The sequence below is a fragment of the Nonomuraea sp. NPDC049504 genome, assembly GCF_040676845.1.
Taxonomy (GTDB): domain Bacteria; phylum Actinomycetota; class Actinomycetes; order Streptosporangiales; family Streptosporangiaceae; genus Nonomuraea; species Nonomuraea salmonea.
The window spans coordinates 87,096-98,799 of record NZ_JBFAPT010000017.1 but is presented as its reverse complement, the minus strand read 5'-3'; the positions used below and the strand labels follow the sequence as shown (position 1 = coordinate 98,799).

8 protein-coding genes are annotated in these 11,704 nt (G+C 74.0%); 1 reads left to right on the top strand and 7 read right to left on the bottom strand.

Annotation, left to right across the window (positions count from 1 at the left end):
- The first annotated feature begins 20 nt into the window (after positions 1-20).
- The gene (locus tag AB0K28_RS29835; protein WP_355414562.1) at positions 21-917 is read left to right on the top strand and encodes a MurR/RpiR family transcriptional regulator; all 897 of its coding nucleotides are present in this window, start codon (positions 21-23) and stop codon (positions 915-917) included.
- On the opposite strand, the gene AB0K28_RS29830 is transcribed toward AB0K28_RS29835, so the two are convergent.
- The 7 genes from AB0K28_RS29830 to AB0K28_RS29800 all read right to left on the bottom strand — a co-directional run bounded on the left by AB0K28_RS29830 (position 880) and on the right by AB0K28_RS29800 (position 11,628).
- Positions 880-2,796 carry an N-acetylmuramoyl-L-alanine amidase gene (locus tag AB0K28_RS29830; protein ID WP_364376577.1) on the bottom strand — a complete coding sequence of 639 codons (1,917 nt, stop codon included), beginning with the start codon at positions 2,794-2,796 and terminating at the stop codon, positions 880-882. The two genes, AB0K28_RS29835 and AB0K28_RS29830, sit on opposite strands and share 38 nt — an antisense overlap.
- Positions 2,797-2,884: 88 nt before the next feature.
- Positions 2,885-4,696: an ABC transporter ATP-binding protein gene (locus AB0K28_RS29825; RefSeq protein ID WP_364376574.1), complete on the bottom strand. Its 1,812-nt coding sequence runs from the start codon at positions 4,694-4,696 to the stop codon at positions 2,885-2,887.
- Positions 4,693-6,462, bottom strand: coding sequence for an ABC transporter ATP-binding protein (locus AB0K28_RS29820; protein WP_364376571.1), 1,770 nt, complete (start codon positions 6,460-6,462; stop codon positions 4,693-4,695). The genes AB0K28_RS29825 and AB0K28_RS29820 overlap by 4 nt, the downstream gene beginning before the upstream one ends.
- Before the next feature lie 44 nt (positions 6,463-6,506).
- Positions 6,507-7,484 carry a zinc-binding dehydrogenase gene (locus AB0K28_RS29815; protein WP_364376568.1) on the bottom strand — a complete coding sequence of 326 codons (978 nt, stop codon included), beginning with the start codon at positions 7,482-7,484 and terminating at the stop codon, positions 6,507-6,509.
- A 105-nt stretch (positions 7,485-7,589) separates the two neighbouring features.
- Positions 7,590-8,732 (bottom strand): XRE family transcriptional regulator, encoded by a 1,143-nt coding sequence (locus tag AB0K28_RS29810; protein WP_364376565.1) that lies wholly within the window; start codon positions 8,730-8,732, stop codon positions 7,590-7,592.
- Entirely contained in the window at positions 8,725-9,459 is a 735-nt protein-coding gene (locus AB0K28_RS29805) for a hypothetical protein (protein ID WP_364376562.1), read from the bottom strand. Before AB0K28_RS29805 ends, AB0K28_RS29810 begins: the two co-directional genes overlap by 8 nt.
- A gap of 153 nt (positions 9,460-9,612) precedes the next feature.
- Positions 9,613-11,628 (bottom strand): CehA/McbA family metallohydrolase, encoded by a 2,016-nt coding sequence (locus tag AB0K28_RS29800; RefSeq protein WP_364376559.1) that lies wholly within the window; start codon positions 11,626-11,628, stop codon positions 9,613-9,615.
- Positions 11,629-11,704: the final 76 nt, after the last annotated feature.

The following is an 11,704-nucleotide window of genomic DNA, read 5'->3' as shown; positions in this document are numbered from 1 at the left end:
CAACGCGGCATAATCAGGGGGTGGACGACAACGGGAACGGCCTGCGCGCCGACACACTGGTGGCCACGGTTCGCGGTGTGCTGCCGTCGTTGACGCCTGCCGCCCAGACCGTCGCCCGCCTCATACTCGAAGACCCCGCGACGGTGGCCAGGAGCACCATCACCGAGCTCTCGGCCGCCTCGGGCACCAGCGAGGCCACGATCGTGCGCACCGCGCGGCTGCTCGGCTTCGCCGGATATCCGCAGCTCAGGCTGGCGTTAGCCGCGGCGGCCGCGCAGCCCGACCGGCTGGTGCCCGGTGACCTCGCCCCCGACGACCCGCTGTCGGAGGTCATCCACAAGGTGGCGCGGGCCGAGTCGGAGGCGATCAACGACACCGTCGCCCAGCTCACCTCCGAGCGGCTCGGCCTGGTGGTCGACGCCATCGTCGGCGCCCGCAGGATCGACGCCTACGGCGTCAGCGCCTCCGGCCTGGTCGCCGAGGACGTCGCCCAGAAGCTGATGCGCATCGGCCTGTCCTCCCACGCCTTCCAGGACGCCCATCTCGCGCTGACCAGCGCGGTGCTGCTGCGCGAAGGCGACGTCGCCATCGGCATCAGCACCTCGGGTGAGACCCCCGACGTGATCGAGCCGCTGACCCGCGCCAAGGAGGCGGGGGCCACCACGGTCGCCATCACCAACAACCCCCGCTCCTCGATCGCGGAGCTGGCCGAACACGTGCTGATCTCGGCCGGGCGCGAGACGGAGTTCCGTCCCGGCGCCCTGGCCAGCCGCATCAGCCAGCTCCTCGTCGTCGACTGCGTCTTCGTCGGCGTCGCCCAGCGCACGTTCGACTCCTCTCAGGAGGCGCTCGAGAGCACCAGGCGCGCCGTCACGGAGTTCACCCGGAGAACGTCACCCGCACGTCGTCAGCCTTGACGAACATCACGCGGTGGCCGAACTGGATCTGCAGATACTTCGTCCTGCCGCGCACGACCGTGTGGTCCTCCAGGTTGAAGGTGACCGCCCGGTAATACTCGGCCGGCGCCACGCCCGCGAGCGTGTACTTCTCGCCCGCCGAGAACGTGTACTGCAGCGGGGTCACCGCCTGGTACGGGATGCCCTCCGGGTACGCCTCCTCCTCGGGGTAGGCCCTGCCGTAGACCGGCACGGTCGCCTTGCCCGGCTTCGGCGTGACCAGCAGGCCCATCGACGGCACGGCGGTCGGGTTCGAGGCCGGGTTGTGGAACCACGCCTTCTGCCCGAGGTACCAGATGGCCGTCCAGTCGCCGCTGCGCTCGGCCACGGCGTAGCGCTGGCCGGTGCTGGCGCGGGCGCTGTGGTCGTAGACGCTGTAGAGGGACTCGCCGGTCGGATGCTTGCCGATGTCCTTGACCAGCGGCGCGTCCTCGCGCGGCTCCGTGCGCAGCCACACGGTGTGGGCGGGCAGCGGCGGGCAGTCGGCCTCGGGGTTCTGGCGGTCACAGCCGTAGAAGTGCGGCTTGTTCGTCGCGAAGTCGGGTCTGATCATGACCGCGCCGGAGCGGGGGCCGCCCAGCCCGTGCAGCGGCGCGCCCATCAGCTTGAAGTAGTGCGCCCAGTCCCAGAACGGCCCCGGGTCCTCGTGCATGCCGCGCACGGTGGTCGGCAGGGTGCCGGGGACGTTGTCGTGGCCCAGGATGTGGGCCCGGTCGAGCGGCACGCCGTGGCGCAGCGCCAGGTAGCGGACCAGGCGGGCGGACGAGCGGTACATCGCCTCGGTGAACCAGGTGCCGCCCTCCGCCAGGAAGCCCTCGTGCTCGATGCCGATGGACTTGGCGTTGATGTACCAGTTGCCGGCCTGCCAGCCGACGTCCTTGGTCTTGATGTGCTGGGCGATGTGGCCGTCGGTGGAGCGGACGGAGTAGTGCCAGCTCGCGCCGTAGGCGGGGTCCTGGTTGAGGCGGATGGAGGGCAGGAAATATCCCTCCATGTCGTGAATGATGATGTAGTCGACCTTCTGGCTGGCCGGGCGGTTCGCCAGGTCGTAGTGGCCGTAGTCGTCGTTCGGGAGCTGCGCGTACGCGGCCGGGATCCACTCGCAGGAGATCGACGCCGGGCACTCGATGCCGTCGGGACGCACCGGCGGGCGCAGGCCGAGCTTCTCCAGCCACTTCTCGATCGCGTCGAGGCGCGGCACGGCGGGCAGCCGGACCCGGTGGCCGTCGTCGGTCGTCCGCTCGGCCCCCTCCTTGATGATCGAGAAGACCTCGTCGGCGAAGAACTTGGCCGCGCCCGACTCCTCGGCGCCCGAGTACTTCGCGACCGCGCCGTACCACTGGCCGGGATCGTCGCTCAGCGGCGCGCCGAGCGCCTTCTGGTACTCGGCCAGCAGTGCCGCGCCGCCGCGGATGTTGGCGGCGGCATCGGAACGCAGCCGCTCGCGGCTCTCGCCGGTCAGCTGCGCGGCCCGCTCCATGGTCCGCAGCGAGGCCGGCAGCTCGGCCGGCGCCGGGCGGGCCTCGGGGGCGGGCAGCGGACGGCCGTCGTCGCCGCGCGCGTCCTCCTCGCCCGCGTCGTGATGGTTGCCCGCGCTGAACGCGGCGGCGTCGGTGAGGTGCATCGGGCCGAAGCCGGCGTCGCTCGACGGCTGCCCGGCGTGGGCGTCCCAGCGGGACTCCAGGTAGGAGACACCCAGCAACACGCTCTCGGGGACGCCGAACTCCTCCGCGGCGGACGCGAACGCCTGCTGCCGGTCCGCCGGCGGCGCTGCCTGGGCGGGGCTCGCCGGGATTAACGGCAGCAGGGCGACGAGCGAGGTCGCCAGTAGTCTGCGCATGAACCACTCCTCGGGGCTGGGGGGCGCATAGTGCGATTCAGCGTCTCAACATTTTCCTTCTCAGGCGAGATCTTTGCGAAGATATTTTTCAGCTCTTAACGGCCGGTCCTGGAGGGGGTGCCGGCGGCCCTGAGGTGGGGTCGCCGTGCCAGGAGTGCCAGAGGGCCGCGTAGGCGCCGCCCGCCGCCACCAGCTCCTCGTGCGTGCCCAGCTCGGTGAGCCGGCCGTCACGCATGACCGCCACCCGGTCGGCGTCGCGGGCCGTCTGCAGCCGGTGCGCGATCGCGATCACCGTACGGCCCGCGAGCACGGCGGCCAGCGCGCGCTCGGTGTGCCGGGCCGTCCTCGGGTCGAGCAGGGCGGTGGCCTCGTCCAGGATCAGCGTGTGCGGGTCGGCCAGCACCACCCTGGCCAGCGCGAGCTGCTGCGCCTGCGCGCCGTCCGGGCGGTGACCACCGGGGCCGAGGTGCGTGTCGAGGTCCACCGCCCAGTCGGCGCCGACCGCGTCCAGTGCCGCGCGCAGCTGGGCGTCGGTCGCGTCGGGGGCGGCGATGGCCAGGTTGTCGCGTACGGTGCCGAGGAACACGTGGTGCTCCTGGGTGACGAGCATGACGCGCTCGCGCAGCCGGTCAGGGTCTAGCCCGGCCACAGGGACGCCGCCCACCGTGACCTCGCCCGTACGCGGGGCGTCCATGCCAGCCAGCAGCCGGCCCAGCGTGGTCTTGCCCGCTCCTGAGGGGCCGACGATCGCGAGCCGCTCGCCCGGACGTACCCGCAGATCCACGCCGTGCAGGACGTCGGGGCCCGCGTCGTAGGCGTAGGACGCGCCGCGCACCTCGATCCGGTCGTCCACCGGCTCGGGGGCCGCACCCGCGGGCCCGCCGCGCGGCGCCTGGGCCAGGCCCTCCACCCGGGCGAACGACGCGCTGCTGCTCTGCAGCAGCTCCAGGTTCTCGAGGATCGTGTTCAGCGGCGCGGACAGCTGCCGCAGGTAGAGCGCCGCCGCGACCACCGTGCCCAGCGTCACCGTGCCCTGCGCCATGAGCACGCCGCCCAGCAGCAGCACGGCGGCCACCGGGATCGCGTACGAGACGTCCACCACCGGGAACAGCACACTGCGCAGGAACAACGTCCTGACCCGGGTGCGCCGGCACTCCTCGATGGCGCGGCGGCACGCCGACAGGCGGCGGTGCTCCAGCCGCAGCGCCGCCACCGTGCGGGCGCCGCTCGTGGTGGCCGCCAGCTCCTCGGCCAGCGCCGCGTTCGCCCTGCCCTCCGCCAGGTACGCCGTCACCGCCCTGCGCAGGTACCACCGCGTCGCGAACCAGATCCCGGCCAGCCCGGCCACCCCGCACGCGCCCAGCAGCGGGCTCAGCACGAACACGGCGGCCAGCACGAACGTGGCCTGCACGGCGGCGATCGCCATCGTGGGGCCCGCGTCGCGCAATGTCGCCCCGACCGCCGCCACGTCGGTGGTGCCCCTGGTGATCAGGTCGCCCGTGCCCGCCCGCTCGACCGTGGTGGCGGGCAGGGCGAGCGCGCGATCGGCGAACTCCTCGCGGATGCGGGCCAGCGTGCGCTCCCCGAACCGGTGGCCGGCCAGGCCCGCGTACCGTGACAGCACGATCTGGGCCAGCGCGCACACCAGGATGGCCAGCGCCAGCCGGTCCACCGTCGCGAGGCCCGCGCCGGCGCGCACCTCGTCCACGATCCGGCCGAGCAGCCACGGCGCGGCCAGCCCCGCAGCCGCGGCGAGCCCGTTGAGCGCCAGCACCCCGGCGAACGCCCGCCCGTCCATCCGAACGAGCCGCACCCACGCCCGCCGCACCTGGGCGGACCGGGCCACCGGCAAGCGATCCACCGCCTCTGCCGCCTCGCCGCCTCGCGCCGCCGCGATCACGATCGGCCTCCTGTCCCGGCCCCGATGGGGTCGCTGTCGAGGTCGCCGGGGGATTCGTCCCCTTCGCCGTTCCCGTCGGGTTCGCCGCGCGAGACGAGGGCGCGGTAGCCGGGGGAGTCGCGGAGCAGGGTGCGGTGGTCGCCGGAGGCCGCGACCGTGCCGTCGACCAGGTAGTAGACGGTGTCGGCGTGCTCCAGGACGAGCGGCGAGGTGGTGGTGACGGCGGTCGTGCGGCCCGCACGTACGGCACGCAGGCGCGCGGCGACCACGGCCTCGGTGTGGGCGTCCAGGGCAGAGGTGGGCTCGGCAGCCAGGAGCACGTCGGGGGCGGCGAGCAGGGCGCGGGCCAGCCGGACCCGCTGGCGCTGCCCGCCGGACAGGTTGCGGCCCTGGGCGGTGACGGGCGCGTCCAGGCCGTACCTGGCGACGTCCTCGGCCCCGGCGGCGTGCAGGGCGAGCTCCAGCTCCGCGTCCGAGGGGTCGGCACGACCGGCCACGACCTCACGCAGCGTGCCCGCGAACAGGTCCGCCTCGTTGTCGGCCACCAGGACGCGCTCCCGCACCCACGCGGGGTCGAGGTCACGCAGACTCACCCCGTCCCAGGTAGCGGCCGGTTCGGCGAACCCGCCCAGCCGGTCGAGCACCGCCGCCCCCTCCGCGGCCCGCGCGCCGGCCAGCGCCGTCAGCCGCCCCGGCGCCAGCTCGACCCCGGACACGCCGTCCCGCAGCACGCCATCGGTCGGCGCGGGCGGCGCGGCGCCCGGCGTCCCGAGGTCCTCGGGTTCGAGCGACAGGAACCGTACGGTCCTGCGAGCCGCCACCAGACCCCTGCTGATGTCGTAACCGCCCTCCACGAAGAACGTCACCGGCACCACCAGCACGGCGGCGTACCCGTACACCGCGACCAGCTCCCCCGCCGTGATGTCGCCCTGCACCGCCATCCTGGCCGCCAGCCACGTCACCGCCCCCAGGAAGAGCGTGGGCAGCCCGACCCCCAGCGCGTGGATCCAGCTCGTCACCGCCCCCACCCGGTAGCCGCGCTCGCGCAGCTCCTGGGAGCCGCGCCGGTAGCGGGCGGCGTAGACGTCCTTGCCGCCGATGCCGTTCAGCACCCGCAGCCCGCCCACGATGTCGGCGAACCGGGCGGCCAGCTCGCCCTGCCCGGCCCGGTACGCGGTCTCCGCCCCGCGCAGCCGTCCGAGCAGCGGCCCCAGCAGCACGACGAGCAGCGGCACGCCCAGCAGCACCACGGCGGCCAGCACCGGCGAGACCGCCAGCAGCAGCACGGCCACGACGATGTAGGCCAGCACCGCGCCGACGCCCGGCCCGGTGACGGTGAGCGTGGCGGACATCATGGCCGCGTCCCCGAACCCGATCGTGACCACCTCACCGGCCGTCACCTTGCGCGGCAGCGCCGCACCCAGCCGGGCCGCCTGCAGAGCCACCACGTGGGCGGTGCGGAAGGCGGCGTCCATGCGTACGCGCGTCATCGTCCTGTGCCGCATGATGGCCAGCCAGGCGTTCAGCACGCCGGTGCCGAGCACCGCCGCCACCCAGCCGGTCAGCACGGCCAGGTCCCCCGTGGCGAGCCCGTCGTCGATGGCGCGGGAGAGCAGGTACGGCGGCAGCGTCAGGCACACCATCCACGCCGTCCCTAAGCACGCCCCCAGCGACACCCGCCCAGGCTGCCGGACGACCAGCCACCACAGGTAGCGAGCCGCACCGCGACGGTCGGGCGTTCCCGGGTCGGCAAGGGGATCAGCCATGCCAAGCACCCTAGAACCCGCCCCCGCCGGCTTGCGCGGGCGGGTCAGGGGACGAGGACGACCTTGCCCGTGGTACGGCGGGACTCCATGGCGGCGTGGGCTTCGGCGGCCTGCTCCAGGGGGAACGTCTGGACGGCAGGCACGAGTGTCCCGTCGGCCGCCGCGGCGAGGGCCTTGGCCTCGTACGCGGGTCGCGTCTCCGGGTGCTCCAGCAGGAGCAGCAGCGCGTTGGTCGCGGTCTGGCCCCGGGCGGCGAGGGTGTCGTCGTCGGGCCAGAAGTCCTGCTGGGAGGCGCTGCCGATGGTGAGGAACCGGCCACCGTCGGCCAGCAGCCCGAACGCGGCCCGCGCCTTGTCGCCGCCCACCCCGTCGAGCACCGCCGTGACCTTGCGGCCCCCGAGGTGCCCGGCGACCTCCTCGTCCCAGGAGGGCAGGTCGTAGTCCACGGCGAGGTCGGCCCCCAGCTCGCGGACGGCCGCCACCTTGGCGGGGCCGCCCGCCGCGCCGATCACGGTGGCGCCGAGGCGGCGGGCGTACTGGATGACCAGCCGCCCGATCCCGCCGGCCGCCGACGTCACCAGCACCACGTCGCCCGGCGTCAGCGCGGCGACGTCCAGGTAGTGCAGGGTGGTGCCGCCGGTGACGATCATGGCGACGGCCGTCACGTGGTCGAGGCCCTCGGGCATCGGGTGCAGGGTCGTCACGTCGGCCACGGCCAGCTCGGCGTACCCGCCGGGCCGCCCGCCCGACGTCACCACGTCACGGCCGATCCAGGACGGATCGACGCCGGGCCCCACGGCGTCCACCCGGCCCGCGACCTCTCCTCCCATGATCGCCGGCAGCTCGGGCAGCGGCGGCGTGAAGCCTGCGGTCGGCCCCGACCGCAGGACGGCCTCGATGAAGTGCACCCCGGCCGCCTTGACGGCGACGCGCACCTGCCCGGGGCCGGGCTCGGGGTCGGGGACTTCCTCGTAGCGAAGGTTCTCGGCGGGACCGAAGGCGTGCAGAACGACGGCGTGCATGACGTGCTCCAAGAAAGACGAACAGCTTCGTCCTCCGAGCCTGCAACCCCAAGCCCACTTGAGGTCAAACCCCGCATCCCAGACCCCACACGCCGACCGGCGCGGTCAGGGGACGAGCCGGAGCGACGGGCGGCGGTCGGGGAGGCCGATGAGCTCGCGGACGCGGGCGATCGGCCAGGCCAGCTCCTGGGCCAGCGCCGCCGCGCTCAGCGAGCCCTCGCGGCAGGCCAGCTCGAACGCCTCGGCCAGCAGCACCGGCTGCTCGCCCGGGTAGCCGGACACGGGCTCGTTGGTGAAGCCCGGCTGGCCGCGCAGGGCGTTGAGCCGCTGGTAGGCGCGGCCGGCCGCCGAGTCGGACAGCAGCCCGGTCTCGCGGCACCGGTAGAGCAGCGAGTCGACCGACACCCCCCACGTCAGCCGCAGCTCGGCCAGCTTGCGCAGGTCGGCGCGGGAGGGGAGGCGGGGCAGGATGCTCTCGCGCGGCGTCAGGAACTCGGCGGCGAAGGCGTCGGCCTCGCGTTCCTGCTGGGAGTCGCCCGCCGCGGTGTCGCCGTGAAGCACCAGGTGGCCCAGCTCGTGGGCGGCGGTGAAGCGGTGGCGGTAGATGTCGTCGAAGCGGTTGGGCGTCAGCACCACGATGGGCCTGGGCAGGCTGGAGGTGGAGAAGGCGTCGACGGTGACGGCGTCGGGGTCGTGGCGGGGGAAGGCGACGACGATGCCGTGGGACTCCATGCGGCGTACGAGGTGGCTGATCGGGCCCGTGCCGAGCCCCCAGTGGGCCCGCAGCGCGCGGGCGGCGCCGGCCGGGTCGCGCGGCAGCGCGGAGTGCATCTCGCCGCCCGCGAACCCCGGCAGGTCGACGGCGGGCAGCTGGACGCGTTTCTCCAGCGCGTACGTCAGCTCCCACACCTGCTCGACGAAGGCCACGGCCTTGGCCCGCTGGTAGGCCCGGGTGGAGCGCAGGCTGCGGAAGTGGGCCATGGACCCGTCGAGCTTGCCGTGGGGCCGCCCGGACAGGAAGAACGCCGCCGGCACCGACAGCACCTCGGCCAGCAGCGGGATCAGGTCGGGCCGCGGCCGGGTGACGCCCGCTTCGTACTGCCCCACGGCGGCGGGCGAGACGCCGAGCCGCTCGGCGACCTCCTTCTTGGTGAGCGCGGCCAGATGACGGGCCTGCGTGAGCCGCGTCGCGTCGAACGCGTCCGCCACCGCCTGTGGCGTCGGCCCGGGGGTGCCGGGGTCACGCACCGCCGGCGGCTTCCGGCCAGAGAGGGATGAGGGCGGGGGCGGCCGAGCGCGGGTTGAGCTCGGGGGAGGGGAGCGCGCCCTGGTCGAACGCCGCCGCGGTGTCGCCCTGGGCGAGCGCGGCGGCCTCCTGGGTGAGCGGGATCTCCTCGCAGTGGTGCCAGCGCAGGCTGCCGAGGCGGTCGAGCAGCTCGGCCTCGCCCCACCAGGCGTCGAGCAGCCCGGCGTGGGCGTTGGCCGCGTACGCGATCAGCACCAGGCGGGTGTCGTCGGGCAGGTCGCCGAGAGCCTCGGCCACCGGCACCGCGTGCGGGGCGACGTCGTGCAGCGCGAGCTGCCGCATGCGCGGCTCCGGCCCGAACCGGTTGAACAGCGCCTGCACCAGCGCCGACGGCCGCCCGTCGCCGATGCGGGCGCTCATGACGCTGCCCGAGCGGTCTTTGGCGTAGCGGAACGGGAACAGCAGCGTGCCGTCGAGCACCACCAGCTCGTGCTGGGAGCCGCCTGGCTTGACGATGCGCACGTCACCGAGGTCCTGGAACGCCTCGGCCAGCGCCTCGAACTTGCGCGACATGAGCGTGAACCCGAACGGGTGCAGATGATCGGTGCGCGCGACCTCCTGGGCCTCGCGCGCGTTGTCGGCGGCCACCGACAACGCCTCGGCCACGCACTCCCTGACCAGGGACGCCCGCTGCCCGAACATGTCGTGAGCCCACTGCGACATCCGCACGCCCGACCTCCCACCCGCTTTACTTTCCAACATCATAGACCCGCTGCGGCTTCACCTTGCCCCGCGCCACGCCGGTGCTCGCGGTGTGTCACGATGCCATCTCGAGCAGGGCCAGAAAAGGACCCGGCCCGACCGGAGAAGGCTCGCGCGGGGTCAGGGGAGGCGGGAGGTGTAGACGGCGCGGGCGCGATCGTACAGCCGGAGGTGGTCGTCGAGCTGGGCGGGGGAGTCGAAGACGCCGAACCGCCGCACCAGCCCGGCCAGCCGGTCGAGCCACGCCAGGCACCACCGCACGTCGGCCTCCCTGGCGACCGGCCGGCCGCCGACGTCCAGGTGGACGGGGCTGGTGTGCGCGTACGCGCCGTCGCCGCGCATCGCGCGCGGATGCGGCCCGCCGGTGGCGACGGCCACCACGTACGTCGGCTCCGTCACCTCAAGGGTGGCCGCGAGCCGTCCAGGAGGCCCCTGGGCGAGGACGCCGTCGGCGGTGCGGATCTCCAGCTCTGTCACCTCGGGCCCGATGGAGGTCACCTCGATCTCCACCCGAGCCCCGGGCGCGAGGTCGAGCCGGTCGCCTGGCCCGTGCCCGTTCACGGTGAGCTCCAGCCACGGCCCGGTGGTCGCGAAGGTCCGCCCGAGCCTGACCGCCTCCGCGTACGACCCGGCCGTCAGCGGGCCGTCGACCCTGGCGTAGACGCGTTCCCAGCCGGGCGGTCCCGAGGCGGTGCCGCGGCGGCAGAAGGACAGCACCGCGTCGGTTCCCGCGGTGACGGCGAGCCGGTTGCCCGCGCCGACGAGCCGCCGGTAGACCGCGGCCGTGGCGCTGATCGAGGAGTGGTTGAGCACGTCGAGGGTGTCGATCAGCCCGAGCGCCGCGTCGGCCACGATCTCCCTGGCCGAGCAGTTGCGCGCCCGGCCGAGCACGACGTCCGGCGGGTCGTCGTCGGTGAACGGGAAGTGGAAGGGGTGCCCGTAACCGGTGAGTCCGCCGAGCGAGCGCAGCTCCTCAAGCGCGACCGCGTTCGGGGGCCAGTCGACGGCGCCCGCGAAGCCGGTGTGGTAGCGGGCGGGAGGACGGCTGATCCCGAACGCGGTGAAGTGGCCCAGGAGGTCGCTGCGGTACTCGACGCCCAGCCTGGCCAGGTGTCCCGCGTCCGACCACGGCAGGTCCCGGCCCGCCCAGTGTTCGAGCGCCTCCCGGTCGTAGACCCGCTCACTGGCCACGTTGCCCGCGACGAGGTTGAGCACGTGCAGGTCCTCGCCGTGCTGCGCGGCGGCGGCGAGGGCGGGCGCGGCCGGCTCCTCACCCATCCAGTTGAGGTGGACGTGCAGGTCGCCGCCGTACCAGCCGCGGGCGGCGGCGTCGTACAGGCGCGAGGGGGCCAGCTCGACCAGCGTCTCCCCGCCGGCCTCGGGGGTCACGACGACGGAGGCGGTGTCGTACTCCATGCCTCGGGTGACGGTCACGGTGATCGGCTCGGCCGGGACGTCGAGCACGAGGTCGTCCCCGTGGAAGTACGGCCGGCGCAGCCCGTCGAGCTTGGGCGGCGCGCCCTCCGGGTACCAGCCCTGCCCGTTGCGCCCGGTGACGCCCCACCGGCACGGGAACCCGGCCCGCACCCGCAGCATGGCCGCCGGCACCCGCCTGACCAGCGGCGACAGGTCCACGGGTTGCCCGTCCACGCTGACGGACCCGGTCACCTCGACGACCCTGGCCCCGCCTGGCTCGACCACGTAAGAGGTGCCGTCCACGACGACCGTGACCGGCTTGTCGCGGCTGGAGTCCAGCAGCAGCGCCGTACGTAAGGGGCGCTCGTCCAGCACCACCCGGGGCTCGGCCGCCACGGCGCAGCCGTCGGGCGTGAGCCGCAGCGCGGGCAGCCGGATGGGGGTCTCGCCCTTCATGGCGTCGCGGACGAGCCGGCCGAGGTCGGCCTGGTCGAGGTGATCCTCCAGCTCGGCCTCGGGCACGTCGGGCAGCCGTGCGGCCATCTGCCGCAGGCCCGTGCCCCAGAAGTCGTCGTCGTCGCGGAGGTAGAGGGTGGTCCACGCCTGGACCACGTACGAGAGGGGCGGTTCGCCCCAGCGGACGTCGTGCGCGTCACGTAACGACCGGTAGTCGGTGAGCGCGGCGGCCACGGACGGAGGAAGCAGCGGATCGTGACACATTGGACACTCCCTGGATAGGACGCGCCGTCATCGTGACACGAAACGTCCGCTGCGTCCCCCCTCTCACAGCGTCCGC

Coding starts and splice junctions, on each gene's coding strand:
- AB0K28_RS29830 (WP_364376577.1), bottom strand. CDS start 2,796: ATGCGCAGACTACTGGCGACCTCGCTCGTCGCCCTGCTGCCGTTAATC.
- AB0K28_RS29820 (WP_364376571.1), bottom strand. CDS start 6,462: ATGGCTGATCCCCTTGCCGACCCGGGAACGCCCGACCGTCGCGGTGCG.
- AB0K28_RS29815 (WP_364376568.1), bottom strand. CDS start 7,484: ATGCACGCCGTCGTTCTGCACGCCTTCGGTCCCGCCGAGAACCTTCGC.
- AB0K28_RS29800 (WP_364376559.1), bottom strand. CDS start 11,628: ATGTGTCACGATCCGCTGCTTCCTCCGTCCGTGGCCGCCGCGCTCACC.